Raw genomic sequence first — 26,634 nt, 5'->3', positions numbered from 1 at the left:
TTCCGACCAGGACATGTTCGCCCGGTCGGGTCGTGGGTCCGACGGTGTCGGCAGGAGGGGGCAGCCGACGGGACCGTCGTGAGGGGACTCTTCGCGCGCAACAGCGTACGAGAAGGCCGATGACGGCGAGTGGGCGTCCGGGTTGCGGAACGGAAACGAAGTTGCCTGACGGAAAGGAGACTGACGTCCACCCTGGATGGTGCTATAGGGAGCCCGGCCCGCTACGCTAGCCCGGCTCGCGATCGCGACCTTGGAAGGGAGCCGGCGGGAGATGATCCGACTGTCCGGGGTGTCGCGCACCTTCGACGGCCGTTCGGGCCGCGTCGAGGCGCTGCGCGGCATCGACCTCGACGTCGCGGAGGGCGAGTTCGTCGCCGTCCTCGGCCGCTCCGGGTGCGGCAAGTCCACCCTGCTCCGCATGATCGCCGGCCTGCTCCCGGTCACCGACGGCGAGATCACCGTGGCCGGCACGCCGATCACGAAGCCCCGCCGGGACATTGCCATGCTGTTCCAGCGGCCCGCGCTGCTGCCCTGGCGCACGGTGCTGGACAACGTCCTGCTGCCCGTGGAGATCTTCGGCTGGAGCCGGGCCAAGCACCGCGACCGGGCCCGCGAGCTGCTGGAGATGGCCGGGCTGGGCGGCTTCGAGAAGCGTCTCCCGCACGAGCTCTCCGGCGGCATGCAGCAGCGGGTCTCGCTCTGCCGGTCGCTGATCGGCGAGCCCCGGGTGATGCTCATGGACGAGCCCTTCTCCGCGCTCGACGCGCTCACCCGGGAGGAGCTCTCCGGCGAGCTCCAGCGGGTGCACATGGAGACGAAGGCGACCATCGTCTTCGTCACCCACTCGATCGACGAGGCGGTGCTGCTCGCCGACCGGGTCGTCGTGCTCAGCCCGCGCCCCGGCCGGATCCGCGAGGTGGTCGAGGTGGCCGTGCCGCGGCCCCGCACCCTGGGCCGCCACGCGCACCTGGCCGAGGTGGCCCGGATCAGCGCCGAGCTGCACGAACTGCTGATGGAGCGCGACGCCACCGGCGGCGTCGTGGCGGGAGGTCGCTGACCATGCGGGTGTCCGTCTTCACCGAGCCGCACCGCGGGGCGAGCTACGACGACCAGCTCCGGTTCGCCCGGCTGGTCGAGGAGACCGGCTTCGAGGGCTTCTTCCGGGCCGACCACTACCGCGCGATGGGCGACGAGCCCGCGCTGCCCGGCCCCACCGACGCCTGGCTGACGCTCGCCGCGCTGGCCCGGGAGACCTCCCGGATCCGGCTCGGCACCCTGGTCACCTCCGCCACCTTCCGGCTGCCCGGGCCGCTGGCCGTGATGGTCGCCCAGGTCGACCAGATGAGCGGGGGCCGGGTCGAGCTGGGCATCGGCGCCGGCTGGTTCGAGCGCGAGCACACCGCCTACGGCATCCCGTTCCCGGCGGTGACCGAGCGGTTCGACCGGCTGGCCGAGCAGCTGGAGATCGTCACCGGGCTGTGGCGCACCCCACTCGGCGAGACCTACAGCTTCACCGGGGACCACTACCGGCTCGTCGACGCGCCCGCGCTGCCCAAGCCGGTGCAGCAGCCCGGCCCGCCGGTCATCGTCGGCGGCCGGGGCCCGAAGCGCACTCCGGAGCTCGCCGCCCGGTACGCCGACGAGTTCAACATGCCGTTCAAGACCGTCGCCGAGACGGCCGCCGCCTACGAGCGGGTCCGCGAGGCGTGCGACCGGACCGGGCGCACCGATTCCGGGCGCGCGCCGCTCGTGCTCTCCGCCGGGATCGTGGTGGCGATCGGGCGTACCGACGCGGACGCGCAGCGCCGGGCCGCGCCGCTGCACGTCAAGAGCGCGCTCCCGCCGGAGGACCCGGTGGTCGGCTCCCCCGCCCAGCTCGTCGACCGGCTCGGCGAGTTCGCCGCGATCGGAGCCACCCGGGTCCACCTGCGGCTGATCGACTTCGACGACCTCGACCACGTGGAGCTCATCGCCGCCGAGGTGCTCCCCCAACTGGACGGACCACGATGACCGAACTCTCCGCCGACCTCGAACTCGGCCCGGTGGGCCAGGAGATCGTGTTCGAGAACGACAAGGTACGCGTCTGGCACATCCGCCTGGAGCCGGGCGAGCGGCAGCCACTGCACCGGCACGACCACCCGTACCTGGTGGTGGCGATCGAGGGCGCGAAGAACGTGGTGCAGACGATCGACGGCACGACCATCGACGCCGACGAGCCCACCGGCGGGGTGGTCTACCGCGACCCCGGTGCCGTGCACATGCTGACCAACGTCGGTGACACCACGTACCTGGCCCGGCTGGTCGAACTGAAGTAACCAGGCCGACACCAACCTCGGCGAGTAAGTAGCGGCCGGCCGCACCGGCCCGTAACGTGCCCGACATGGCCTTTCGGACGTGGGGCAGGCTGCTGCTCACGGCGCTCGGGGTGAGCGTGCTGGCCGGGGCCGGCCAGCTCGGCATCGCGTACGGCTTCGGCGTCGTACGCCTCGACGGCGCGTTCGTCGACGACTCGGTCAACCGGTGGCCCGCCCAGCTCGCCTGGGTCGGCTGGTTCGCCGCGGTCGCCACGGTCGCCGGGGCCGTCCTCACCGACCGACTCACCCGCCGGGGCGCCTCCCCGGCCGGCACCACCGAGGTGCTCTCCATCGCCGGCCTCAGCGGACTGGGCGCGATCGTGGTCGCCCCGCTCTCCATGCAGCCGGCCCGGGCCGCGGAGCTGGGCGGCACCGTCGACCCGGTGTGGGCGGTCGGCATCTGCGCCATCCTCGGCGCCGTGGTCGGAGCGGGCACGGCGATCGCCGTGCTGCTCAAGCCGCCGTTCGGGTGGAACATCGTGCTCACCGCGACGGCCGTCTGGCTGCTCGCCCTGGTCTCGGTCGCGCCGTCGGTCGCCTCCAGCGGCACCCTGCCGACCGTACGCCTCGGCGTCCTCGAACCGTCCTGGCTGGACCCGGCCGCGGCCCAGCGCCTGGCCATGCTGCTGCTGCCCACGCTGGCCCTGCTGGCCGGCGCGGCGGTCGGCGCGCTGGCTCGCCGGGCCGGCCACCTGCCGCTGGTCGGCGGCGCGGCCGGGGCGGCCGGCCCGGTCCTGCTGGCGTTCGCCTACCTGACCGCCGGGCCCGGCACCGCGGCCGACCGCTACCAGCTCGCGCCCTACTACGGCGCGCTGATCGCGGTCGCCGCCGGAGCGCTCGGCTCGACCGCCACCACGGTGCTGCCCCGGCCGGTGACCACGGCCGACCGGCCCGACGCCATCGAACCGACCGACATCCTCCAGCCGCTGCCGCCGTCGCCCGAGGTCCACGACGCAGCCGACAGGGCTCCCGCCGACCCGGTGACCACGCGCGCCGCGGGGGCGCCGAGCCCCGCGCACTGGGACTGGCCGGCGGCCGGCGGGGTCACCCCGGCGCCCGTGCCGGCCGGGCTCACCCGCCGGTCCATCGATCGCCCCGCCGCCGCGCAGCCGGCCGACCGGGACGAACCGACCCCTGCGTACGGGTCGGGCCCGCGCGACGTGCCGCCGGTCGTCGAGGCGGCCCCCACCGTCGCCGGCGCCATGACCGGCCCGGTCCCGGACGCGCGCGATGCCGACCGGCCGGCTGCCCAGCCGGGTTCCGTGGGGGGCGAGGCCACGGCGCGGCACCTGGCCGCGGAGCCGGAGGTTCGGCCCGCGCCGGCCGAGATGACGCCGGGCGTGGCCCACGAGCTGGCGTCGGACAATCACGAACCGGCATCCGCCCCGGACCAGGGTCCGGACGTGGCGCGCCGGGACCGGTCGGCCGACGACACCAGCCTCGGCCAGCTCCCCGGGTCGCCGCCTCCGGGCCGGCGGACCTCCGCCATCGACGTGCTCGCCGCCGGCCGCCCGACACCGCCGGCCGAGCCGGCAACGCGTCCCGCTCCGACGGCGGAGCCGGCGCACCCCACCGCAGCGCACGCCGAGGCCACGAGGACACCTGGCCGGACCGGAGCGCCGTCCGTGTCGCCGAACCCGGCGGCCGACCTGCCGGACGGTGCGGCCCCGGTGTCCGCGGCCGAACGCGAGGTGGCCGCAGCCTCCACCACCGAGTCTGGGACGGAGGCGACCCCGACGCGGACGACGCGATCCAAGCGCAGCCGGGCCACGACGCCCGCGCCCCGCTCCGCCGATGACGCCGCACCGACGACCCCCTCCGTGGACGACGCCACCGTCGCGGGCACCCCGGCCGCGGAGGCCGCCGGCGCATCCGCTCCGGCGGGGACCGGCCGCGCCAAGCGCACCCGCAAGCCGCGCACCAGCCGGACCACCCCGGACCGCGCTGCCACCGAGCCGACCACCACCACGTCGGACAGCACCGCCGGGCCGACCGCGACCACACCGGACACCACGGCCGGGCCGGCAACCACCACCCCGGACCGGACCAGCGACCGGACCGCAAGCAAGCGGGACCGCGCCTCCGAGCCGGCCGAGAGCACCCCTGGCGGCACCTCCGAGAAAGCCGGCACCACGACGGACCGCATCTCCGAACGGAACGGCACCACGGCCGACCGCACCTCCCAGCGGGCCGACACCACAGCCGATCGCACCTTCGCGCCGGCCGACACCACGCCGGACCGCATCTCCGAGCGGGCCGGCACCACGCCGGCCGCCCCGGAGACCGCCGCCGCCGGGACGGCGTCGACCAGCGCGGATCCGGCCCGTGAGGCAGGGTCCACGGACGCGCCGCAGGCGCCGGCCGGGGCCGTTCCGGGCGGCGGCAGCAGGCCGGGCGCCGGCGAGCGGCGGAACTTCTTCTTCGACCCGGAGCCGGCGCCCGCCGAGCTACCCTCGCCCCCGACGTCGCCCCGGCCGCGCATCCCGATGTTCGAGGACGCGACCCCCGGCAACGTCCGGCCGGCCTGGCCGGTCGCCCCCGCCGCGAACTGGCCCGTCGCGCCGCGCGGCACCGAGCCGGCCGCACCTGGTGCCCCGGCCGCCGGCCGGGACGGCACCCCCGACGGCACCGCCACCCCCGGGGCTCCCGGCGGCACCGGCACCGCCGGCACCACCCGGCCCGATCCGGCCCCGCGTCCCCGGCACCGGGCCCTGCCCGACCTGGGCCGGAGCACCGGCTGGGACGCCCTCGCCAACGCCCGCCCCGCCGACCCGCCGGCCACCGGCCGCACCCCGGAGAGCAACGGCAGCACCGACCGCACCCCGGGGGCCATCAGCAGCACCGGCCGCGCCCCGGAGACCACCGCACCCATCGGGCGGCTCCAGGAGTCCACCGGCGGCACCGATCGGGCCCGGGAGGCCACCCGTCCGATCCTCTGGGACGGTCCGGCAGCCGAGGTGGCCGGCAGCGAACCCGGCCGGCACGCCGACCGGTCCGGGGCCGACCCGACCCCCGAGGCGACCGGCGGGAAGTCGAAGGCCCGGCGCGGCCTGTTCCGGCGCAACCGGGGCAAGGGCGGCGAGCCGGGTGAGGTCGACCGCGAGTCCGAGCCGCTCGCCGCGAAGGACGAGGAGTACGTCGACTGGGTCGCCGGCCTCGCCTCCGACGACGACGCGGACGACGCCCGGTCGCTGCGTACCGGCCGGCACCACCGCGACTGAGCCCTGCCCGGGGGCGAGCCGACCAGCGGCCCGGCCCCGGGCGAGCGCTCAAGCGGGCGGACCCCGGAGCCCGGCACCGGGCGCTACGCCCGAGCCGGCGACCCGCGGACCCCGCAGGGCCGGTGAGGCTCAGGCCAGCGGAAGGTAGACCCGGGACCCGCCGGCCACGAACTCCTCGGACTTGTCCTTCATGCCGCGCGCCGCGTACTCCTTCAGCTCCTGGGTGATCTTCATGGAGCAGAACTTCGGCCCGCACATCGAGCAGAAGTGCGCGGTCTTCGCCGGCTCGGCCGGCAGCGTCGCGTCGTGGTACGAGCGGGCGGTCTCCGGGTCCAGCGCCAGGTTGAACTGGTCCTCCCAGCGGAACTCGAACCGCGCCTTGGAGAGCGCGTCGTCCCAGGCCTGCGCACCGGGGTGCCCCTTCGCCAGGTCGGCCGCGTGCGCCGCGATCTTGTACGCGATCACGCCCGCCTTCACGTCGTCCCGGTCGGGCAGCCCGAGGTGCTCCTTCGGGGTGACGTAGCAGAGCATCGCGGTGCCGAACATGCCGATCATCGCGGCGCCGATGGCCGAGGTGATGTGGTCGTACGCGGGCGCGATGTCCGTGGTCAGCGGGCCGAGCGTGTAGAACGGGGCCTCGTGGCACCACTCCTGCTGGAGGTCCACGTTCTCCTTGATCTTGTGCATCGGCACGTGGCCGGGGCCCTCGATCATCACCTGCACGTCGTGCGCCCAGGCGATCCTCGTCAGCTCGCCGAGGGTGCGCAGCTCCGCGAACTGCGCCTCGTCGTTGGCGTCCGCGATCGAGCCGGGCCGCAGCCCGTCCCCGAGCGAGAACGTCACGTCGTACCGGGCGAGCAGCGCGCACAGCTCCTCGAAGTGGGTGTAGAGGAAGTTCTCCTCGTGGTGCGCCAGGCACCAGGCCGCCATGATCGAGCCGCCGCGGGAGACGATGCCGGTCACCCGGTCCACGGCGAGGGGCACGTACGGCAGCCGCACCCCGGCGTGCACGGTCATGTAGTCGACGCCCTGCTCGGCCTGCTCGACAACGGTCTCCCGGAACACCTCCCAGCTCAGCTTCACCGGGTCGCCGCCCACCTTCTCCAGCGCCTGGTAGATCGGCACGGTGCCGATCGGCACCGGCGAGTTCCGCACGATCGCCTCGCGGGTCTCGTGGATCCGCTTCCCGGTGGACAGGTCCATGACGGTGTCCGCGCCCCACCGGGTGGCCCAGGTCAGCTTCTCCACCTCCTCGGCGACGGAGGAGGTCACCGCCGAGGTGCCGATGTTGGCGTTGACCTTCACCAGGAACGCCTTGCCGATGATCGCCGGCTCGCACTCCGGGTGGTTGACGTTGAGCGGCAGCACGGCCCGCCCGGCCGCGATCTCGTCCCGGACGAACTCCGGCGCGACCCCCTCCCGGATCGCCACGAACTCCATCTCCGGCGTGACCACTCCGGCCCGGGCGTAGGCGAGCTGAGTCGGACGGCTCCCCGCCAGCGGCGTGCCGGCGCCCCGCACCGGAGCCACGTCCCCGCGCTCCGCGATCCACGGTCCGCGCAGCGGCGGCAGCCCCACCTCCGGCTCCGAGCCCGGGCCCGACGTGTCGTAGAGCCGGACCGGAGGGTTGCCCCCGGTCAGTTCCACCTCGGCGAACGGCACCCGGAGGTCCGGCCGTGACCCCTCGACGTAGACCTTGCGACGTGCGTGCATGACAGCCTCCCTGTCGCTCAAGCGGACCAGCCGAAGTGGTCCAGCGGGCCGCGTCCCGCGCCCAACTTCCAGTGCCGCGCGCCGGTCAGCGCGCGGGTCACGTACTCCTTGGCGGCGGCCACCGCGACCGGCACCGGGTCGCCGGCCGCCAACCGGACGGCGATGGCCGCCGAGAACGAGCAGCCGGTGCCGTGGTTGTGCCGGGTCGGCACCCGGGGCGCGCGCAGCAGCGTGGTCGCGCCGCCGCCGGCCAGCACGTCCACCGACTCGCCGGCCGCGTCGACGTCGCCGCCAGTCACCACGACGTGCGCCGGGCCGGCGGCGGCCAGCGCCTCGGCCGCCGCGACCATCTCCTCGACCGTGGTCACCGGGCGTCCGGTGAGGGCCGCGGCCTCCGCGCAGTTCGGCGTCGCCACCTCGGCGTACGGGAGGAGCCGCTCGACCGCCGACACCACGCCGAGCCGGTGCCCGCTCGTGGCGACCAGCACCGGGTCGACGACCAGGTGAGGCAGCCGGCCCGCCTCCGCCGCCCCGGCCACCGCCTCGGCGACCGCCGGGGTGCCGAGCATGCCGGTCTTCACGGCGCGTACGTCGAAGTCGCCCAGCACGCTGTCGAGCTGGTCGCGCACGGTCTGCGGCGGCAGGGGCAGGACGGTGTCCACGCCCCGGGTGTTCTGCGCGGTGACCGCGGTGATCACGCTGGTGCCGTAGGCGCCGAGGGCGGCGAAGACCTTGAGGTCGGCCTGGATGCCGGCGCCGCCGCCGGAATCGGATCCGGCGATCGTGAGTGTTGTCTTCGGGGTCACTTAATTTCCTTGGTTGGGGCGGGAGGCTGCCGCCGGGGTGGTGGCTGGTCGGGCCGCCCCGTGACCGGCCCGACCAGCCCCTGGGTGAACCGCCTCGCGACCGGCCAGATCCGCCGCTCGGTGGACCGCGGCATGGCCGGCGCGACGAGCTGCGCCGTGGGCGGCCGTGAGTGCGGCGGCCACGTCGGCGGGATCGTCGGCGCGCATGAGTGCGCCGAGCACGGCCGCTCCGGCGGCGCCGGCCCCGATGCACTCCCGGACCTGCGCCGGAGTCTCGATGCCGCCGAGGGCGAGCACCGGCACGGGGCTGGTGGCGATCAGCTCGCGGAGCCCGGCCGGGTGCAGGGGTGGCCCGTAGCCGGGTTTGGTCCGCGTCGGGAAGACCGGCGACAGGGTCACGTAGTCCTCCGTGGTCAGTCGGGCCAGCTCGGTGGCGTCATGGCAGGAGCGGCCGACCAGTCCGGCGGCCGGCGGCGGGTACGGGCCGGCGGCCGGCAGGTGGACGGCGTCGCCGTCGAGCGGGTCGGGCCCGGCGACGATCAGCCGGCCGCCGGCGTCGGCGAGGATCGCGCGCAGCTCGGCGGCCAGAGCGGCCCGGTCGGCCCGGGACAGGTCCTTCTCCCGCAGCACCACCCAGCGCACTCCCCCGGCCACGACCGCCTCGACGACCTCGGTCAGGGGGCGCCGCGCCTGCCACCGGTCGGTCAGCAGGACCACGCCCGACGGCACGGCACCGCCCGAGATGGCGGACGGGTGCGCCCCGAGACCGGCGGAAGCGCGTGCCGTCACAGGTCGGGCCTTCCCTCGTCGGGAGTGGAGGCGAGGGCGTGGAAGCGGCGGGCGATCCGCCCCGCGCCGTACGCCAGCCGCCCCGCCCGCACCGCGTGCCGCATGGCGGTGGCCATCGCCACCGGGTCGGCGGCCCGGGTGACCGCGCTGGCCAGCAGCACGGCGTCGCAGCCCAGCTCCATGGCGAGCGCGGCGTCGGAGGCGGTGCCGATGCCGGCGTCGAGGATCACCGGCACGTCCACGCCCTGCCGGATCAGCCGGATGTGGTGCGGGTTGCTCACCCCCAGCCCGGAGCCGATCGGCGCGCCGGCCGGCATGACGGCCGCGCAGCCCACGTCGGCCAGCCGGCGGGCCAGGATCGGATCGTCCGAGGTGTACGGCAGCACGGTGAACCCGTCGGCCACCAGTTCCTCGGCGGCGCGCAGCAGCTCCACCCCGTCGGGCAGCAGCGTGCGCTCGTCGCCGATCACCTCCAGCTTCACCCAGTCGGTGCCGAACGCCTCCCGGGCCAGGTGCGCCACCTTCGCGGCCTCGGACGCGGTGTGGCAGCCGGCCGTGTTCGGCAGCAGCCGTACGCCGCAGCGGTCCAGCAGGTCGAGCAGTCCGCCGGCGGCGCCCGTCGCGGTGTCCACCCGGCGCAGCGCCAGGGTGACCAGCTCGGTGCCGGAGGCGCGGATGGCCTGCTCCAGCACGTGCAGGTTGGCCGCGCCGCCGGTGCCGAGGATGAGCCGGGAGTTGAAGCCGACGCCGCCGATCTCGAAGGCCATCCGGCTCACCCGCCCTGCGCGGCGCTGAGCACCTCGACCCGGTCGCCGTCGCGCAGCACGGTCGCCGGCCAGCCGCCGCGCGGCACCACCTCGCCGTTCACCGCGACCGCCAGGCCGCGCTCCTGAGTGGTGACCGCGCGGACCACGTCGGCGACGGTCGAGCCGCCGGGGAGCTCCCGTCCCGCGCCGTTGACGATCAGTTCCACCTGGGCTCCTTCCCGAACCGGTCGGGGGTGAAGGGGGCGAGCAGCGGATCCGCCTCGCCCGTGACGATCAGCTCGGTGACCAGGTCCGCGGTGACCGGGGTGAGCACGATGCCGTGCCGGTGGTGCCCGGTGGCGACGAGCACGCCGGGGCGGCCGGGCAGCGGCCCGATGATCGGCGCGTTGTCCGGGGTGCCGGGGCGCAGCCCGGCGGTCGCCTCGACCAGGTCGTACTCGGCCAGTTCCGGCACCAGGTCCACGGCGGCGCGGAGCAGCCGGAGCACCGCACCGGCGGCCACCTCGGTGTCGGCGCGCTCCTCGACGGTCGCCCCGACCACCACCTCGCCGCTGTCCCGGGGCACCAGATAGATCGATTCGCCGTCGGCGTACCCCCGGATCACGTGCCGGAAGTCCGGCGTGCCGCGACCGGGCGCGCGGAGCCGGAGCACCTGACCCTTGACGGGCCGGACCGGCAGCCCGGTCAGCGCGGCGGCGCCGCAGCCGGCCGCGACCACCGTGACCGCGGCGTCCACCTCGGACAGCGCGCCGACCCGGTCCGGGCGCAGCACCGCGCCGGCCCGCTCGGCCGCCGCCCGCAGCGCGGGGACCAGCCGGCGAGGGTCGACCTGGTGGTCGCCGGGGGCGACCGCGCCGCCGCGCACCCGTGGGGACAGCGCCGGCTCGCGATCCCGCAGCTCCGAGGGGCGCAGCGGCGTGATCGGCAGTCCCAGACCCTGCTGGTACGACCAGAGCCGCCGCGCCTCGGCCACGTCGTCGGCGGTGAGCCCGACCACCAGGGTCCCGTCGGCGCGGTATCCGACGTCGGCGCCGGCCGGCTCGGCCAGGTCGGCGGCGAAGCGGGGCCAGCGGGCGGCGGACTCGGCCAGCAGGCCGGTCAGCTCGTGCTCGCCGAAGTACGCCTCGGCGACCGGGGAGAGCATCCCGGCGGCGACGTGCGAGGCCCCGGAGCCGGGAGCGGGATCGTGGACGGTCACGCGCAGCCCCCACGACGCACAGCGCCACGCGATCGCCAGCCCGACCGGTCCCGCCCCCACGATGGCGACGTCCGGCCGGGTCAGCACGTAAGCGCCGCGATCAGCTCGGCCGTGGTGCGGGCGGGGTCGGGGCTGCCGGACAGCGCACCGACCACGGCCACCCCGTACGCCCCGGCGGCCCGCAGCGCCGGCACCGACGCCGCGGTCACCCCGCCGATGGCGATCACCGGAACGGCCACGGCGCCGGCCACCGCGCGCACCCCCGCGGGGCCGATCGGGTCGGGCAGGCCGGACTTGGTGGTGGTGGCGTGACAGGGGCCCACGCCCAGGTAGCCGGCCCCGGCGGCGACGGCCGCGGCGGCGCTGCCCGGCTCCCGCGCGGTCGCGCCGAGCACGGCGTCGGCGCCGAGCACCCGGCGGGCGGCCGCCACGGGCAGGTCCTCCGCGCCGACGTGGCCGCCGGCGGCGCCGACCGCCAGTGCCACGTGCAGCCGGTCGTTGACCAGGCACGTCGCCCCGTACGGCCGGCACAGCCCGACCACCCGGTGCGCCAGCTCGTACGCCTCCCGGTCGGTGGCGTCGTCCTCGACGCGGACCTGGACGACCAGCTCGGCGCGGGCCACCGGCAGGGCGGCGCGCAGCACGGCGAGCGGGTCCCGCCCCGGCCGGGTGTCGGTGATCAGATGCAGTCGTCCCAGGGACGGCACGGCAACTCTCCTCCCTGCGCCGGCATTACCCGGATCAGGTTCGACGGTCGGGGGCTTCCAGCCCCCCTCTCAGCCCGGTGGCACCGGGCTCCCGTGGGTCACTTGCGGGCCTACCGTACGACGTGGGCACCGATCCGCCAAGGGCCGGTGGGGAATTTCCCACTGACCGTCCCGCGTGGAGGTCGGGGACAACGCGTGATCTTCCGATCACGTCATGCTGTCCGGATGCCCTCGTCCGCCCGTGTCGCCCGCCGGCGGCCGGGTCATGGCGCCGGGGCAGCGGGCGGTGCCTCAGAGAAGGGCGTCGAGGGCGTCGAGGTCCTCGTCGGTGGGCTGCCAGGTGCCCGCCTCGGCGTTGGCGCGTACCTGCTCGGGCGTGGTGGCGCCGGCGATCACCGAGGTCACCGCCGGTCGGGCGGCGAGCCCGCCGATGGCCACCTGGAGGATGCTGATCCCGCGCTCGGCCGCGTACGCCTCGATGGCCTCGATGGTGTCCCAGTCGGCGGCGGCGAGGCGCTCGGCGTACCGGCCGCCGCCGGAGAGCCGGCTGCCGGCGGGCGGCGCCTCGTTCCGCTTGTACTTGCCGGTGAGCAGGCCGTTCGCCAGCGGGAAGAACGGCAGCATGCCCAGGCCGAACCGCTCGCACGCCGGGATCACCTCGGCCTCGACGGACCGCTGCAGCAGCGAGTAGTGGTTCTGCGCGGAGATGAAGCGGGTGCGGCCCTGGGAGGAGGCGGTCCAGTCGGCGTCGGCGATCTGCCAGCCGGCGAAGTTCGAGTTGCCGAGGTAGCGCACCTTGCCGGCGGTGACCAGGTCGTCCAGCGCGGCGAGGGTCTCGTCGATCGGGGTGCCCGGGTCGGGCTCATGCATCTGGTAGAGGTCGATGTGATCGGTGTCGAGACGCCGCAGGGACGCCTCGACCGCCCGGGCGATGTAGCGGCGGGCGCCCCGGGCGCCGTGGTCCGGCCCGTTCAAGCCGTGCATGTCCATGCCGAACTTGGTGGCGACCACCACGTCGTCCCGGCGGCCCTTGAGCGCCTGCCCGAGCAGCTCCTCGGAGCCGCCCTGCGGCTCGCCGTAGATGTCGGCGGTGTCGAAGAAGTTGATCCCGGCGTCGAGCGCGGCGTCGACCACCGCCCGGGTGCCGTCGAGGTCGAGCTTGCGGCCGAAGTTGTTGCAGCCGATGCCGACCACGGACACCACGAGTCCGGAGTCGCCCAGCCGGCGGTAGGTCATCTCAGTCACGAGATCACCCTATGCCGCCGGCCGGGCGGTCACCCGACGTCCCAGACCGGCTCCGGGGTCTCCACCACCTCGCCGTCGCTCCGGAACAGCACGAACCGGTCGAACGAGCGCGTGAACCACCGGTCGTGGGTGACGGCCACGACCGTCCCGGCGAACGCGCCCAGGCCTGCTTCGAGGGCCTCCGCGGAGGCCAGGTCGAGGTTGTCGGTCGGCTCGTCGAGCAGCAGCAGGGTCGCACCGGACAGCTCCAGCAGCAGCACCAGGAAGCGGGCCTGCTGGCCGCCGGACAGCGTCCCGAACCGCTGGTCGCCCTGGCCGGCCAGCTCGTACCGGGACAGGGCCGCCATGGCCGCGTGCCGGTCCATGCCGGCCCGGTGCTCGTCGCCGCGCCACAGGATGTCGACGAGCGTCTTCTCCATCAGCTCGGGCCGGTCGTGGGTCTGCGAGAAGTGGCCGGGCCGGACCCGGGCGCCGAGGCGTACCTGGCCGTCGTGCGCGACGGGCGCGAGCTTCGCCCCGTCGACCGGGATGTTGGCCGGGTCGGGGTCGGTGCCGCCGCGGGCGAGCAGGCGCAGGAAGTGCGACTTCCCGGTCCCGTTCGCGCCGAGCACCGCGACCCGGTCGCCGTACCAGAGTTCCAGGTCGAAGGGATAGGTCAGGCCGTCCAGTTCGAGCTGCTCGGCGACCACCGCGCGCTTGCCGGTCCGCCCGCCGGCCAGGCGCATCCGGATGTCCTGCTCCTTCGGGGGTACGGGCGGCGGCCCGGCCTCCTCGAACTTGCGCAGCCGGGTCTGTGCGGCCTGGTAGCGGGAGGCCAGCCCGTCGTTGTACGCGGCCTTCTGCTTGTACATGAGCATGAGCTCGCGCAGCTTCTGGTGCTCCTCGTCCCAGCGACGGCGCAACTCGTCGAGGCGGGCGTGCCGGGCCACCCGGGCCTCGTGCCAGCTCGCGAAGCCGCCCGGGTGCACCCAGGCGCTGCCGCCCTCGACGGCGACCACCCGGTCGGCGGTCTGGGCCAGCAGTTCCCGGTCGTGCGAGACGTAGAGCACGGACTTGCCGGACTCGCGCAGCCGGGCCTCCAGCCAGCGTTTGCCGGGCACGTCGAGGAAGTTGTCCGGCTCGTCGAGGAGGAGCACCTCGTCCGGGCCGCGCAGCAGCAGTTCGAGCGCGAAGCGCTTCTGCTGGCCGCCGGAGAGCGTACGCACCGGGCGCTCCCGGGCGGTGTCCCACGGCAGGTCGAGGACGATGGTGGCCACGGTGTCGAAGAGCACCTCGGCGTCGTACCCGCCGGTCTCGCCCCAGGCGGCCAGGGCGTCCGCGTACGCGAGCTGGGCCTTGCCGGCGGCACTGCTGTACTTGCCGCGCACCTCGGCCGCCCGCATGGCCGCCTCGGTCTCGGCGAGGCGGTGGCCGGCGTCGCGCAGCGCGGGCGGGGCGAGCGACAGCGCCAGGTCGGCGAGGGTCGACTCGTCGCCGATCATGCCGATGAACTGGCGCATCACGCCGAGCCCGCCGGAGCGGGCGACGGCGCCGGTCTTCACTGGCAGGTCGCCGGCGACCATGCGCAGCAGGGTCGTCTTGCCGGCGCCGTTGGGCCCGACGAGCGCGACCTTGGCGCCCTCACCGACCCGGAACGACACGTCGGCGAAGAGTTCCCGGCCGTCCGGGAGGATGTGCCCGACCGCTGCCACGTCCACGTATCCCACGCGGGCATCCTGCCCGAGGGAAGGGCGCGGGCGACACTCGATTACCGGGTGACCCGGAGCACCCGGAAGCCCTTCTGGCTGGCGTGCCGCTCGACCTGCCAGCCCTGCTCGACCAGCCAGCGGTGCAGCGAGTCGCCGCCGAGGTGCCGCGCGACGACCAGCCAGGCCACCCCGTCCGGGGCGAGCCGTGGCAGCCAGCGCCGCAGCAGCTCGTGCAGCTCCGCCTTGCCGATGTGGATCGGCGGGTTGGACCAGATCTCGGCGAAGGTGAGGTCGGCGGGTACGTCGTCCGGCGCGGCCACGTGAACCCGGCCGGCGGCGCCGACCCGGGCGGCGTTGGCGGCGGTGAGGTCGCGGGCCCGCTGGTTGACGTCGACCGCCCAGACGGTGGCGGCCGGCGCGCTGCTGGCCAGTACGCAGGTGATCGGCCCGAAGCCGCACCCCACGTCGAGCAGCGGGCCGGTGGCGTCGTGCCCCGGCAGCTCGGCCTTGCGCAGGAGCACCGCCGTGCCGGGATCGAGCCGGGCGGCGGAGAAGACGCCGCTCGCGGAGGCGAGGGTGTAGTCGCGCCCGGCGACGGAGAACTCGACCTCGCGCGGCTGGGCGGGGGTCGTGGGTTCAGCGGTGAAGTAGTGGTCGCCGGTCACGACGGGCATTGTCGCACCGGCCGGGAGCGGCGTCGGCGACGGTGCGCCCGGCAGGAGTCACGCCACTTCGCCGGATTTTCGCGATATTACCCACTAAAGGGACAATGCGCCCTACTGTAACCAACATGGTGTATCGGTACGAGTCCGATGAGGACGCCTTCCTGGAGTACCCGAGGCCCGGTTCGGACCCGTCCGTACCCGGTGCGGCGGCTCCGCCGGCGGGTCCCTCGCCGTCCCGCTTCCCCACCCCGTCACTGCCGCCACCGGTCCGGACCACCCGGCCGGCCGTCGACGCCGCCCGGGCACCGGCCCCGCCGCCCCCGGCACCGGCCCCGGCACCCAGCCGGCCCGCGCCGCCCCGGGAGCCCGCACCCGTGCCGCAGCCCACGCCGGCGGTGCCCGCGCCCGCGCCACCGGTACCGCAGCCGACGCCGGCCGCCGCACGGGGGCCGGCGATGTCGAGCCCGGTCGACCCCGTCGTCCGGACCACCGATCCGCTGGACCTGTCCCCGTCCCACCGGGCCGAACGCCGGCGCGGCGGCGGCCGGACCTGGCAGGTGCTGATCGGCGGCGCCGCCGTGCTGATGCTGCTGGCCCTCACCGGGCTGGCCGTCGCCGCCCTCCTGGAGGATCGCACCGCCACGCCGCAGGCCGGCCAGCAGAGCGGCCAGCCGGCCGCGGAGCAGTCCGCCGCGGCCGACGGGAAGGACCTGGACTCCCGGGACACCGACCAGGCGGCGCTCACCGCCAAGGAGGTCTTCCCCGGCCAGCAACTGGTGGTGGCCGACGGGCAGCCCGCGTACCGGGTGCTCAAGACGCAGTCCAGCGCCAGCTGCGCGGTCGCGGCCACCGGCGAGATCGCCGACCTGCTGGTCCGCCTCGGCTGCAACCAGGTCGTCCGGGCCACCATGCGCTCCGCCGACGGCGACCACCTGCTCACCGCCGGCCTGTTCAACCTGACGGACGTGGCCAGCGCCCAGCGGGCGCGCGACCGGATCCGGCCGATGCTCGACGAGCGGCAGGGCCGGTTCCGCGGCATGGCGGCGAGCAACGACACCGAGGTGGTGGCGACGGCCGCCGCCCGGGTCGGCTGGCAGGTCCGCGGCCACTACCTGGCCTACTGCGTGGTCACCCGCGCCGATGGGGAACGGATCAGCTCCGGCGACACCAAGGCGCGGGACATCCTGTACGACCTGATCGAGGTCTACCTGAACCGCGGCGTGCTGGAGCGCCGGGCCAACGGTGGGGTGGCCAGCCAGCCCACCGATCGCCCGAGCGACGGCACCGCCGGCCAGGACGGCACCCCGAACTGAGCCCCGGGCCACCGCGGCCCGTCGTCCCCGTCCGGGGCGGCGGGCCGTTTGCCTGTGCTCAGCCCTCGGCGACCGGCACCCGGAGGCGGCGGGTGAGGTCGGCGCGGCGGGCGTAGTCGGCGGGGTCGGCCGGGTAACCGACCTCGACCAGGGCCAGTCCGTGCGCGGGCGCCACCGTCACCTCGCTGGCGCGTTCCCGGCGGCTCAGCAGGCCGGACGGCCATTCGACCGGCCGGCGGCCGTCACCGGCCACCAGCATGGCGCCGACCAGGCTGCGCACCATGTTCTGGCAGAACGCGTCGGCCTGCACCGTGGCGACCAGGATCCCGTCCGGCTCGCGCCGCCAGTCCAGCCGGGTCACTTCGCGCAGCGTGGTGGCGTTCTCCTTGCGCCGGCAGTACGCGGCGAAGTCGTGCTCTCCCACCAGGCCGGCCGCGGCGGCGTTCAGCGCCGCCAGATCCAGCGGCTTCGGCCAGGCCAGGGTGTCGGTGCGGCGCAGCGGCTCGGCGCCCCACGGCGCGTCGGTCACCCGGTACTCGTAGCGGCGGAAGGTGGCCGAGAAGCGGGCGTCGAAGTCCGGCGGCACCTCGGTCATCGCCCGCACCCGCACGTCCGGCGGGAGCAGCCGGGCCAGTCGGCGCAGCAGCCGCCCGTCGTGCTGCCGCCACACCTCGGTCGGCAGGTCGAGGTGGCAGACCTGCCCGGTGGCGTGCACGCCGGCGTCGGTGCGGCCGGCCACGGTCAGCCCGGTCGCGGTGCCCGCGCCGAGGACCAGGTCCAGCGTCTCCGTGAGCACCCCGGCGACGGTGCGCCGGCCGGGCTGGGCGGCCCAGCCGGAGAAGTCGGTGCCGTCGTACGAGACGTCCAGCCGCAGCCGGGTCCGCTCGTCCACCTCGTACCTCCTCATGCCGTCGGGCCCGGCACCCCGCGCGGGGGTACCGGGCCCGACGATGCGGCCTGCGCTCAGGCCTTGTCGTTCTCGGTGGCCTCGTCGCTGTCCTCGCGGGCCTCGGCGGTGTCGCCGGAGGCCGAGACCGGAGCCTCGGCGTCCTGGTCGGCGGCCTCGCTGGACTTGGGGGCCTCCTCGGCCGGGGCCAGGGCCTCGACCTTGTCCTGCTGGGCGGCCTTGCGGGCGGCGGTCTTCTTGTTCGCCTTCGGCTCGGCGACCTGAAGCTCCTCCACCAGCTCGATGATCGCCATCGGAGCGGCGTCACCCTTGCGCGGACCGGTCTTCACGATCCGGGTGTAGCCACCGTTGCGGTTGGCGTACCGGGGCGCGATCTGGTCGAACAGGGCGTAGACCACGTCCTTGTCCTTGACGACGCCCAGCACCCGGCGCCGCGCGGCGAGGTCGCCGCGCTTGGCCTTGGTGATGAGCTGCTCGGCCAGCGGACGCAGCCGCCGGGCCTTCGTCTCGGTGGTCTGGATCTTGCCGTGCTGGAACAGCGCGGTGGCCAGGTTGGCCAGCATCAGCCGCTCGTGCGCGGGGCTGCCGCCGAGGCGGGGGCCCTTGGTGGGCGTGGGCATGCTTGGTGCTCCTCAGGTGTGGCGGCAGCGCGGACTAGAGCTGCTCGGTCTCGCGGTAGTCGTCGGTGTCGTAGTCGGCCTCGCCGAAGGCGTCCACGACGTGCGCCGGGTCGAAGTTCGGAGCCGAGTCCTTCAGCCCCAGGCCCATCCCGGCGAGCTTCATCTTGACCTCGTCGATCGACTTCTGACCGAAGTTGCGGATGTCGAGGAGGTCGGCCTCGGTACGCCCGATGAGCTCACCAACGGAGTTGATGCCCTCGCGCTTGAGGCAGTTGTAGGAGCGGACGGTGAGGTCCAGCTCCTCGATCGGCAGGGCCAGGTCGGCCGCCAGCTGGGCGTCCTGCGGGGACGGCCCGATGTCGATGCCCTCGGCGGTCTCGTCCAGCTCCCGGGCCAGCCCGAACAGCTCCACCAGCGTCGAGCCGGCCGAGGCCAGCGCGGTGCGCGGGCCCATGGACGGCTTGGTCTCGACGTCGATGATCAGCCGGTCGAAGTCGGTCCGCTGCTCGACACGGGTCGCCTCGACCCGGTAGGTCACCTTGAGCACGGGCGAGTAGATCGAGTCGACCGGAATCCGGCCGATCTCGGCGCCCGCCTGCTTGTTCTGCGCCGCGGTGACGTAGCCGCGACCCCGCTCGACGGTCAGCTCCATGTCGAGCCGGCCCTTGCCGTTCAGGGTGGCGAGCTTCAGGTCCGGGTTGTGCACCGAGACACCGGCCGGGGGCTGGATGTCACCGGCGGTCACGTCGCCCGGGCCCTGCTTGCGCAGGTACATGCTGACCGGCTCGTCGTGCTCGGAGCTGACGCAGAGCTCCTTGATGTTCATGACGAGCTCGACCACGTCCTCCTTGACGCCGGGGATCGTGGTGAACTCGTGCAGGACACCGTCGATCTTGATCGAGGTGACCGCCGCACCCGGGATGGACGACAGCAGCGTGCGCCGCAGCGAGTTGCCCAGGGTGTAGCCGAAGCCCGGCTCCAGCGGCTCGATGGTGAACCGGGAGCGGGTCTCGTTGATCGACTCTTCGGAGAGAGACGGTCGCTGGCTGATGAGCATCTTTTCTCTTCTCTTCCGGGGCGCCCGCTATATGACGCCCACGACACAAACTGTTCCGGTGGCCCGCCCCCGAGGGCGGGCCACCGCAACGAGCCCTTACTTGGAGTAGAGCTCGACGATCAGCTGCTCCTGGACCTGGGTGTCGATCACCTGGCGGGCCGGGAGCGAGTGCACGAGGATCTTCATCTGGCTGGGGATCGCCTCGAGCCAGGCCGGCACCGACCGCGAACCGGCCTGAGCCTGCGCCACCAGGAACGGGGTGAGCTGCTTGCTCTTCTCCCGCACCTCGATGATGTCGTGCTCCTTGACGCGGTACGACGGGATGTCGACCTTCTTGCCGTTCACCGTGAAGTGACCGTGCTTGACCAGCTGGCGGGCCATGTCCCGGGAACCGGCGTAGCCGGCCCGGTAGACCACGTTGTCCAGCCGCGACTCGAGGATCTGCAGGAGGACCTCACCGGTCTTCGCCTGCTTGCCCACGGCCTCCTCGTAGTAGCCGCGGAACTGCTTCTCCAGCACGCCGTAGACCCGGCGAGCCTTCTGCTTCTCACGGAGCTGGAGCAGGTACTCCGTCTCCTTCGTGCGGCCGCGGCCGTGCTGCCCGGGCGGGAACGGCCGGGACTCGAACGGGCACTTCGGGCCATCGCACTTGCTGCCCTTGAGGAACAGCTTCATCTTCTCCCGCCGGCAACGGCGGCAGTCAGCACCGGTGTAACGAGCCATCTCTCTCTACCTCTCAGACCCGACGACGCTTCGGCGGACGGCATCCGTTGTGCGGCTGCGGGGTGACGTCGGAGATCTGCCCGACCTCGAGGCCCACGGCCTGCAGCGAACGGATGGCGGTCTCCCGGCCGGAGCCGGGGCCCTTGACGAACACGTCGACCTTGCGCATGCCGTGATCCATGGCCCGGCGCGCGGCGGCCTCGGCGGCCAGCTGCGCGGCGAACGGGGTCGACTTGCGCGAGCCCTTGAAGCCAACCTGGCCCGCGGAGGCCCAGGAGATGACGGCACCGGTCGGGTCCGTGATGGACACGATGGTGTTGTTGAAGGTGCTCTTGATGTGCGCCTGCCCGTGGGCGACGTTCTTGCGTTCCTTGCGCCGGACCTTCTTGACAGCGGCTCCGGCACGAGCCTTCGGTGGCATAAGTCTGTGCGCTCCTAGTTACTTCTTGCCGGGCTTCTTCTTGCCGGCCACGGTCCGCTTCGGGCCCTTGCGGGTCCGCGCGTTGGTCTTGGTCCGCTGGCCACGGACGGGCAGGCCCCGGCGGTGCCGGATGCCCGCGTAGCAGCCGATCTCGACCTTGCGGCGGATGTCGGCGGCGACCTCGCGGCGAAGGTCACCTTCAACCTGGTAGTTGGCCTCGATGTGGTCGCGGAGCTGCACGAGCTCCTCGTCCGTGAGGTCCCGAGCGCGCTTGTCCGGCGAGATGCCGGTGGCGGCGAGCGTCTCCAGGGCGCGGGTGCGACCGACCCCGAAGATGTAGGTGAGCGCGATCTCCATCCGCTTGTCGCGGGGGAGGTCGACGCCGACTAGACGTGCCATGTGCGGGCGTACTCCTCGTGATGTTGTGGCGGAGGTGTGGACCCGTCCCACCCCGCTACCGACCGTCCCTGTCCTTCCGGCGCGAGAAGCGCCGGCGACCGGGATCGGCCGCTGCCCGAGCGGGCCCCGGCCTCCGACCGGGGGTCAACCACGAGGGAGTACGCGCTGCGTACCGCTCGCGGCTGGGACGAGCTGGTGATGTGTGTGCCGGATCTGCCGCCTGGGCCGGTTCCGCCGCCGCTCGTCACGGTCGGCGGGAACGGCTCAGCCCTGGCGCTGCTTGTGGCGCGGGTCCGAACAAATGATCATGACCCGGCCGTGCCGGCGGATAACCCGGCACTTGTTGCAGATCCTCTTGACGCTCGGCTTGACCTTCACGGTTGCCTTACTTCCCATCTGGCCCGGAGACGCGACAATGCGCGACCCGGACGTCGAAGACGGACACGGGGACGTCCCGGCCGTCGTCAGGCTTACTTGTAGCGGTAGACGATGCGCCCGCGGGTCAGGTCGTACGGCGAGAGTTCGACGACGACCCGGTCCTCCGGCAGGATGCGGATGTAGTGCTGCCGCATCTTGCCGCTGATGTGAGCCAGCACCTTGTGGCCGTTCGCGAGCTCCACCCGGAACATGGCGTTCGGCAGGGGCTCGATGACCCGACCCTCGATCTCGATGGCTCCGTCTTTTTTCGGCATGTCCTCCGCTGTCCTGACGTCGGTTGCTCCGGACGGCCCACAACGTCTTACACGGGCTCCGGCGAGATTCACCGAGCCCGAGCCAGCCGCGGCTCCGACTCCCACCGAAGCGCAGGGTGGGCATGCCGGAGTGGACGCTGTGCGCCGATCAGAAAGTGTACGCCCGCCTGCGCGCCGTCGCCAAACCGACCACCGGGCCTGTCACCTCGACGGAGGAAATTCGCCGAGCCCCACCGACCGGCTGTGGCGTCGGCCACAGGCGGTTGGCGACGGGTCAGCGGCGCCGGCGGCGGTCACGCCGGGCCCGGCCCCGCCGCTCGGCCTGGTGCCACCCGTGGTCGTGGCCGCCCACGGTGCGCATCAGCAGGAAGAAGCCCCACGGCCCGATCGCCCAGACCGGCCAGTAGTGCCCGAGGTGCCCGGAGCCGAGCGAGGCGAACAACCAGATCGCCGTGAGGATCGCGGCGACCCGCAGCCAGGGCGACCAGATCGCGAGCAGCCGGCCGCGACCGCCGTCCACGATCGGCCCGCCGTCGCCGGGGCTCGTCGGCGCGGCCGGCACGGCCGGCGCCGCCGGGACCACCGCGGTGCGCTCCGCAGGCGTCGTCCCGGGCAGGTCGGCCACCACCTCGTCCAGGTCGGCGTAGGTCTTTGCCGCGTACGCCCGGCCCAGCCGCTCGTCGTACTCGTGCAGGTTGAGCCGGCCCTCCTCCAGGGCCTTCCGGAGCCGCTCCGCCGTGGCCTCCCGGTCGGCGTCGGCCGCCCGCATCCCGCTCCGCCCGTCCATGAGGGCAAGCATGCCACCGGCGCGCCACCGCCCGTCAGCCCCTCTTTCCGGTTCCCGGCGGCGCCGAGCGGTTGCCGCGGCGCCCAGCCGGGCGGAAACCGCGCGATTCCGACGCGGAGGCGGAAACGGCAGGAGACCGGTCAGGACGCCGGCGACCCGGCCGTCTGACGGGACGTGACGAGGTCGCCGAGCCGGGCCCGGCCGCCGTCCTCGGCGGTCAGCACCCACACGCCGTCGTCCAGCAGCGCCATCGAGTGCTCGACGTGCACCGCCATCGACCGGTCGCGGGTCACCACGGTCCAGCCGTCGGCCAGTTCGACGGTGCGCGGCGAGCCCATGGTGATCATCGGCTCGATGGCCAGCGCCAGGCCGGGCACCAGGCGTGGGCCCTTGCCCGGGCGCCCGTGGTTGAGCACGTGCGGGTCCTGGTGCATCTCAGTGCCGATGCCGTGCCCGCCGTAGCCGTCGACGATGCCGTACCGGCCGCCCTTGCGGACCGCGCTCTCCACCGCGTGCGAGATGTCGGTGAGCCGGCCCTTGCCGCTCGCCGCACCCCGGGCCGCCGCGGCGATGCCGGCCCACATGGCGTCCTCAGCCACCGCCGCCATCTTCAGCAGGGCCGGCTCGACCGCGCCGACGCCGACCGTGATGGCCGCATCGCCGTGCCAGCCGTTGAGCACCGCGCCGCAGTCGATCGAGATCAGGTCGCCCTCGCGGAGCACCTGCGTCGACGACGGGATCGCGTGCACGACCTGCTCGTTGACCGACGAGCAGATCGACGCCGGGAAGCCGTGGTAGCCCTTGAACGACGGGACGGCGCCGGCCTCGCGGATGGTCGCCTCGGCGATCGCGTCGAGGTCGGCGGTGGTCACGCCGGGTGCCACCGCCTCGCGCATCCGCCGCAGCGCGCGGGCGACCACCAGACCGGCGGCCCGCATCAGCTCGATCTGCTCGGGGGTCTTCAGCTGGATGTCCAGCTGGGGACGGCGCATGGAGGTCGTTACCTTTCGTTGCGCGGAACAGCGGGGCACGTCGCACGTACCCCGCTGTTCGCACTCTATCCGCCGGAGTCCGGCGGGTCGTCAGCCGCCGTACGAGCGGAGGGCGTCGATGGCGCGGACGGTGACGTCCTCCACCGGACCGGTCGCGTCGATGCCGACGAGCTTGCCCTGGGCGCCGTAGTAGTCGACCAGCGGCGCGGTCTTCTCGGCGTACTCCCGCAGCCGGGCCGCGATGGTCTCCGGCTTGTCGTCGTCCCGCTGGAACAGCTCGGCGCCGCAGCGGTCGCACACACCCTCGCGGGTGGTGGCGTCGAACTCGACGTGCCAGATCTTGCCGCAGCCGCGGCAGGTACGCCGGCCGGACAGCCGCCGGATCACCTCGTCGTCGTCGACGACCAGCTCCAGCACCAGGTCCAGCGCGGTGCCCAGGTCGGCGAGGAGCTTGTCCAGCGCGGCCGCCTGCGGCGTGGTGCGCGGGAAGCCGTCGAGGAGGAAGCCCTCGCCGGCGTCCGGCTCGGCGAGCCGGTCCCGCACCATGTTGATGGTGACCTCGTCCGGCACCAGCTTTCCGGCGTCCATGTACCGCTTCGCCTCGACTCCCAGGGGCGTGCCCTGGGAGACGTTGGCCCGGAAGATGTCACCGGTCGAGATCTTGGGCACCGAGAGGTGCGCGGCGATGAACTCCGCCTGTGTGCCCTTGCCCGCGCCCGGCGGGCCAACCAGAACGAGTCGCATCTACCGCAGGAACCCTTCGTAGTTCCGCTGCATGAGTTGGCTCTCGATCTGCTTCACGGTCTCCAGACCGACGCCGACCATGATGAGCACAGCGGTGCCGCCGAACGGGAAGTTCTGGAACTGCTGGTTGTCCAGCCAGACGAAGAAGAAGTTCGGCAGGACCGCGACGATGCCCAGGTAGAGCGCGCCCGGCAGGGTGATCCGGCTGAGGATGAAGTCCAGGTACTCGGCGGTCGGCTTGCCGGGGCGGATGCCTGGCACGAAACCGCCGTACTTCTTCATGTTGTCCGCGACCTCGGTCGGGTTGAACGTGATCGACACGTAGAAGTAGGTGAAGAAGATGATCAGCAGGAAGTAGATCGCGATGTGCTCCGGCGCGCTCGCCTTCACGATGTGGTTCTGGATCCAGGCCTGGGTCTTCCCCGGGTTGTTCTGGTCGAAGAACTGCAGCGCGAGCGTCGGCAGGTAGAGCAGCGACGAGGCGAAGATGACCGGGATGACGCCGGCCTGGTTCACCTTGAGCGGGATGTAGGTGGAGGTGCCGCCGTACATCCGCCGGCCGATCATGCGCTTGGCGTACTGCACCGGGATCCGGCGCTGGGCCTGCTCGATGAAGGTGACCGCGGTGATGACCAGCAGAACCAGGGCGATGACGAGGAGGAACATCCCCCAGCCCTTGGTGGTCTTGATCTTCCAGCCCTCGCTGGGGAGCCGGGCCGCGATCGAGGTGAAGATCAGCACGGACATGCCGTTGCCGACGCCCCGGTCGGTGATCAGCTCGCCGAGCCACATCACCACGCCGGTGCCGGCGGTCATCGTCATGACCAGGATGGTCAGCGTCAGCCAGTCCGGGATGCCGGTGCCCCGCGGGACGATCGGGAACTGGTCGCACTGGTTGTTGAACAGCTGACCCGAGCGCGCCAGCGCCACGAACGCCGAGGACTGGAGGATGCCCAGGCCCAGCGTGAGGTAGCGGGTGTACTGGGTGATCTTCGCCTGGCCGGCCTGGCCCTCCTTGCGGAGCTGCTCCAGGCGCGGGATGACCACGGTCAGCAGCTGCAGGATGATCGACGCGGTGATGTAGGGCATGATGCCCAGGGCGAAGACCGAGAGCTGGAGCAGCGCGCCGCCGGAGAAGAGGTCCAGCAGGCCCAGCACGCCGGTGCCGCCCTGGACGGTGTCGAGGCACTTCTGCACGTTGCCGTACGAGACACCCGGGCTGGGCAGCGTGGCGCCCAGCCGGTAGACCGCGATGATGGCTACCGTGAACAGCAGCTTCTTGCGCAGGTCAGGCGTACGGAACGCACTGAGAAAGGCGGACAGCAACTTCTTCCTCCTGCGCGACGCGGGCCGCCGGTGATGATCCCTGGCGGAGCGGGGTGGGTGCCGGGCGGAGCGCCCGATATCCATAGCTGGGAAGGGACTCTAACAGCCCGATCCCGGTCCGGGCAGATGTGCCCGGCTACATAAAACGAATCCGATGTTACCCGGCGCACATCTGCCCGGTAGAGCACGGCGCCCGCCCAGTTGCGGACAACTGAGCGGGCGCCATACGTGCCTTACAGCTCGGTGACCGAGCCGCCGGCCGCGGTGATCTTCTCCTTGGCCGACGCACTGAACGCGTGCGCCGACACCTGGAGCGCCACACCGCCGAGGTCGCCGGTGCCGAGCACCTTGACCGGGTGGCCCTTGCGGACCGCGCCGGCCTCGACCAGCTCGACGGGGCCGACCTGGCCGCCGTTCGGGAAGAGCTCGGCGAGCCGGTCCAGGTTGACCACCTGGAAGACGACCTTGAACTTGTTCTTGAAGCCCTTCAGCTTCGGCAGGCGCATGTGGATGGGCATCTGCCCACCCTCGAACGCCGCCGAGATGTTCTTCCGGGCCTTGGAACCCTTGGTACCGCGACCGGCGGTCTTGCCCTTCGAGCCCTCACCGCGACCCACGCGGGTCTTGTCGGTCTTGGCTCCGGGCGCCGGGCGCAGGTGGTGCACCTTGATCGTCATTACTCGACCTCCTCGACCTTCACGAGGTGGTTGACCGTGAAGATCATGCCCCGGATCTCCGGCCGGTCCTCCTTGACCACCACGTCGTTGATCCGCTTGAGACCGAGCGAACGCAGCGAGTCACGCTGGTTCTTCTTGGTCCCGATCTCGGACCGGACCTGGGTGACCTTCAGGCGTGCCATCAGGACGCCACCCCCGCCCGCGACGCCAGCATGGCGGCCGGCGCGACGTCCTCGACCGGCAGACCACGACGGGCCGCGACCTGCTCCGGCGACTCGAGCGCCTTCAGGGCCGCCACCGTGGCGTGCACGATGTTGATCGGGTTGGACGAGCCGAGGCTCTTGGAGAGCACGTCGTGGATGCCCGCGCACTCCAGCACGGCACGCACCGGACCGCCGGCGATGACACCCGTACCGGCCGAGGCCGGCTTGAGCAGCACCACACCGGCCGCGTCCTCGCCCTGCACCGGGTGCGGGATCGACTGGCCGATCCGCGGCACCTTGAAGAAGTGCTTCTTGGCCTCCTCGACACCCTTGGCGATCGCCGCGGGCACCTCCTTGGCCTTTCCGTAGCCCACGCCGACGGTGCCGTCGCCGTCGCCCACGATCACCAGGGCGGTGAAGCTGAAGCGACGACCACCCTTCACGACCTTGGCGACGCGGTTGATCGCGACGACCCGCTCGAGGTGCGGGGTCTTCTCGACGGGCGCGTTTCCGCGGCCGCCCTCACGGCGGTTGTCGCGGCGACCACCCTCGTTGCCACCGGACCCGCCGCCACGGCGCTGTTGACCTGGCATCAGCAGCCTTCCTTCTCTCTCGTGACG

30 protein-coding genes and 1 riboswitch are annotated in these 26,634 nt (G+C 73.4%); of the genes, 5 read left to right on the top strand and 25 right to left on the bottom strand.

Annotated elements, in window-relative coordinates:
- Positions 1-271: 271 nt before the first annotated feature.
- The 4 genes from ABZW14_RS19360 (at position 272) to ABZW14_RS19345 (ending at position 5,575) form a co-directional block, all read left to right on the top strand.
- Positions 272-1,057 carry an ABC transporter ATP-binding protein gene (locus tag ABZW14_RS19360; protein WP_355347998.1) on the top strand — a complete coding sequence of 262 codons (786 nt, stop codon included), beginning with the start codon at positions 272-274 and terminating at the stop codon, positions 1,055-1,057.
- 2 nt (positions 1,058-1,059) lie between these two features.
- On the top strand, positions 1,060-2,010 hold the full coding sequence (locus ABZW14_RS19355; protein WP_355347995.1) for an LLM class F420-dependent oxidoreductase: 951 nt from the start codon (positions 1,060-1,062) through the stop codon (positions 2,008-2,010).
- Positions 2,007-2,315: a cupin gene (locus ABZW14_RS19350; protein WP_355347992.1), complete on the top strand. Its 309-nt coding sequence runs from the start codon at positions 2,007-2,009 to the stop codon at positions 2,313-2,315. The genes ABZW14_RS19355 and ABZW14_RS19350 overlap by 4 nt, the downstream gene beginning before the upstream one ends.
- Before the next feature lie 65 nt (positions 2,316-2,380).
- Entirely contained in the window at positions 2,381-5,575 is a 3,195-nt protein-coding gene (locus ABZW14_RS19345; protein ID WP_355347989.1) for a hypothetical protein, read from the top strand.
- A 129-nt stretch (positions 5,576-5,704) separates the two neighbouring features.
- Here ABZW14_RS19345 and thiC read toward each other — a convergent pair whose 3' ends face one another.
- The 10 genes from thiC to ABZW14_RS19295 form a co-directional block, all read right to left on the bottom strand.
- Positions 5,705-7,288 carry a phosphomethylpyrimidine synthase ThiC gene (gene thiC / locus ABZW14_RS19340; protein ID WP_355347986.1) on the bottom strand — a complete coding sequence of 528 codons (1,584 nt, stop codon included), beginning with the start codon at positions 7,286-7,288 and terminating at the stop codon, positions 5,705-5,707.
- Positions 7,289-7,305: 17 nt separating this feature from the next.
- Positions 7,306-8,094, bottom strand: a complete 789-nt coding sequence (thiD, locus tag ABZW14_RS19335; protein WP_355347983.1) for a bifunctional hydroxymethylpyrimidine kinase/phosphomethylpyrimidine kinase — start codon at positions 8,092-8,094, stop codon at positions 7,306-7,308.
- Complete coding sequence (locus ABZW14_RS19330; protein WP_355348121.1) at positions 8,095-8,838, bottom strand: thiamine phosphate synthase; 744 nt, start codon at positions 8,836-8,838, stop codon at positions 8,095-8,097. It abuts the gene before it with no gap.
- Positions 8,839-8,879: 41 nt separating this feature from the next.
- Entirely contained in the window at positions 8,880-9,659 is a 780-nt protein-coding gene (locus ABZW14_RS19325) for a thiazole synthase (RefSeq protein ID WP_355347980.1), read from the bottom strand.
- Positions 9,656-9,856 (bottom strand): sulfur carrier protein ThiS, encoded by a 201-nt coding sequence (gene thiS, locus ABZW14_RS19320; RefSeq protein WP_355347977.1) that lies wholly within the window; start codon positions 9,854-9,856, stop codon positions 9,656-9,658. Before thiS ends, ABZW14_RS19325 begins: the two co-directional genes overlap by 4 nt.
- Positions 9,847-10,935: a glycine oxidase ThiO gene (thiO, locus tag ABZW14_RS19315; protein ID WP_355347974.1), complete on the bottom strand. Its 1,089-nt coding sequence runs from the start codon at positions 10,933-10,935 to the stop codon at positions 9,847-9,849. The genes thiS and thiO overlap by 10 nt, the downstream gene beginning before the upstream one ends.
- Positions 10,929-11,555, bottom strand: a complete 627-nt coding sequence (locus tag ABZW14_RS19310; RefSeq protein WP_355347971.1) for a thiamine phosphate synthase — start codon at positions 11,553-11,555, stop codon at positions 10,929-10,931. Before ABZW14_RS19310 ends, thiO begins: the two co-directional genes overlap by 7 nt.
- A riboswitch (TPP riboswitch) is annotated at positions 11,550-11,659 on the bottom strand. (Overlaps the previous gene by 6 nt.)
- Positions 11,660-11,846: 187 nt before the next feature.
- Positions 11,847-12,791 carry an aldo/keto reductase gene (locus tag ABZW14_RS19305; protein WP_355348118.1) on the bottom strand — a complete coding sequence of 315 codons (945 nt, stop codon included), beginning with the start codon at positions 12,789-12,791 and terminating at the stop codon, positions 11,847-11,849.
- 38 nt (positions 12,792-12,829) lie between these two features.
- Positions 12,830-14,506: an ATP-binding cassette domain-containing protein gene (locus ABZW14_RS19300; RefSeq protein WP_355347968.1), complete on the bottom strand. Its 1,677-nt coding sequence runs from the start codon at positions 14,504-14,506 to the stop codon at positions 12,830-12,832.
- A gap of 41 nt (positions 14,507-14,547) precedes the next feature.
- Positions 14,548-15,153 carry a methyltransferase gene (locus tag ABZW14_RS19295; protein WP_355347965.1) on the bottom strand — a complete coding sequence of 202 codons (606 nt, stop codon included), beginning with the start codon at positions 15,151-15,153 and terminating at the stop codon, positions 14,548-14,550.
- Between the two features lie 125 nt (positions 15,154-15,278).
- Between ABZW14_RS19295 and ABZW14_RS19290 the strand changes: the two genes are divergently transcribed.
- Positions 15,279-16,466 (top strand): hypothetical protein, encoded by a 1,188-nt coding sequence (locus tag ABZW14_RS19290; RefSeq protein ID WP_355347962.1) that lies wholly within the window; start codon positions 15,279-15,281, stop codon positions 16,464-16,466.
- Between the two features lie 58 nt (positions 16,467-16,524).
- Here the strand turns inward: ABZW14_RS19290 and truA are convergent, their stop codons facing one another.
- The 15 genes from truA to rpsE all read right to left on the bottom strand — a co-directional run bounded on the left by truA (position 16,525) and on the right by rpsE (position 26,607).
- On the bottom strand, positions 16,525-17,358 hold the full coding sequence (truA, locus tag ABZW14_RS19285; RefSeq protein ID WP_355347959.1) for a tRNA pseudouridine(38-40) synthase TruA: 834 nt from the start codon (positions 17,356-17,358) through the stop codon (positions 16,525-16,527).
- 71 nt (positions 17,359-17,429) lie between these two features.
- Positions 17,430-17,993, bottom strand: coding sequence for a 50S ribosomal protein L17 (gene rplQ / locus ABZW14_RS19280; RefSeq protein ID WP_355347956.1), 564 nt, complete (start codon positions 17,991-17,993; stop codon positions 17,430-17,432).
- A 34-nt stretch (positions 17,994-18,027) separates the two neighbouring features.
- Positions 18,028-19,050, bottom strand: coding sequence for a DNA-directed RNA polymerase subunit alpha (locus tag ABZW14_RS19275; RefSeq protein WP_007073009.1), 1,023 nt, complete (start codon positions 19,048-19,050; stop codon positions 18,028-18,030).
- A 96-nt stretch (positions 19,051-19,146) separates the two neighbouring features.
- Entirely contained in the window at positions 19,147-19,773 is a 627-nt protein-coding gene (gene rpsD / locus ABZW14_RS19270) for a 30S ribosomal protein S4 (RefSeq protein ID WP_151463663.1), read from the bottom strand.
- Positions 19,774-19,786: 13 nt separating this feature from the next.
- A complete protein-coding gene (gene rpsK, locus ABZW14_RS19265) occupies positions 19,787-20,194 on the bottom strand; it encodes a 30S ribosomal protein S11 (protein ID WP_076466649.1) in 408 nt (135 codons plus the stop codon).
- Between the two features lie 18 nt (positions 20,195-20,212).
- Entirely contained in the window at positions 20,213-20,593 is a 381-nt protein-coding gene (rpsM, locus tag ABZW14_RS19260; protein ID WP_091262776.1) for a 30S ribosomal protein S13, read from the bottom strand.
- A 264-nt stretch (positions 20,594-20,857) separates the two neighbouring features.
- The gene (gene rpmJ / locus ABZW14_RS19255) at positions 20,858-20,971 is read right to left on the bottom strand and encodes a 50S ribosomal protein L36 (RefSeq protein WP_088982067.1); all 114 of its coding nucleotides are present in this window, start codon (positions 20,969-20,971) and stop codon (positions 20,858-20,860) included.
- Positions 20,972-21,063: 92 nt separating this feature from the next.
- A complete protein-coding gene (gene infA / locus ABZW14_RS19250) occupies positions 21,064-21,285 on the bottom strand; it encodes a translation initiation factor IF-1 (protein WP_007073013.1) in 222 nt (73 codons plus the stop codon).
- A 274-nt stretch (positions 21,286-21,559) separates the two neighbouring features.
- Positions 21,560-22,072, bottom strand: a complete 513-nt coding sequence (locus tag ABZW14_RS19245; RefSeq protein ID WP_355347951.1) for a DUF1707 domain-containing protein — start codon at positions 22,070-22,072, stop codon at positions 21,560-21,562.
- Between the two features lie 140 nt (positions 22,073-22,212).
- Complete coding sequence (gene map, locus ABZW14_RS19240) at positions 22,213-23,064, bottom strand: type I methionyl aminopeptidase (RefSeq protein WP_355347948.1); 852 nt, start codon at positions 23,062-23,064, stop codon at positions 22,213-22,215.
- Between the two features lie 90 nt (positions 23,065-23,154).
- Entirely contained in the window at positions 23,155-23,808 is a 654-nt protein-coding gene (locus ABZW14_RS19235) for an adenylate kinase (RefSeq protein WP_151463666.1), read from the bottom strand.
- Positions 23,809-25,134, bottom strand: a complete 1,326-nt coding sequence (gene secY / locus ABZW14_RS19230) for a preprotein translocase subunit SecY (RefSeq protein WP_355347943.1) — start codon at positions 25,132-25,134, stop codon at positions 23,809-23,811. It lies immediately after the preceding gene.
- A gap of 233 nt (positions 25,135-25,367) precedes the next feature.
- Positions 25,368-25,811, bottom strand: a complete 444-nt coding sequence (gene rplO / locus ABZW14_RS19225; RefSeq protein WP_355347940.1) for a 50S ribosomal protein L15 — start codon at positions 25,809-25,811, stop codon at positions 25,368-25,370.
- A complete protein-coding gene (rpmD, locus tag ABZW14_RS19220; protein WP_013473693.1) occupies positions 25,811-25,993 on the bottom strand; it encodes a 50S ribosomal protein L30 in 183 nt (60 codons plus the stop codon). The genes rplO and rpmD overlap by 1 nt, the downstream gene beginning before the upstream one ends.
- A complete protein-coding gene (gene rpsE, locus ABZW14_RS19215) occupies positions 25,993-26,607 on the bottom strand; it encodes a 30S ribosomal protein S5 (RefSeq protein WP_091262790.1) in 615 nt (204 codons plus the stop codon). Before rpsE ends, rpmD begins: the two co-directional genes overlap by 1 nt.
- Positions 26,608-26,634: the final 27 nt, after the last annotated feature.

Origin of the sequence: Micromonospora sp. NPDC004551 (assembly GCF_040609975.1) — a bacterium.
Taxonomy (GTDB): Bacteria; Actinomycetota; Actinomycetes; order Mycobacteriales; family Micromonosporaceae; genus Micromonospora.
Note: the sequence above shows the minus strand (reverse complement) of the source record. Positions and strands in the feature narration are given on the sequence as shown.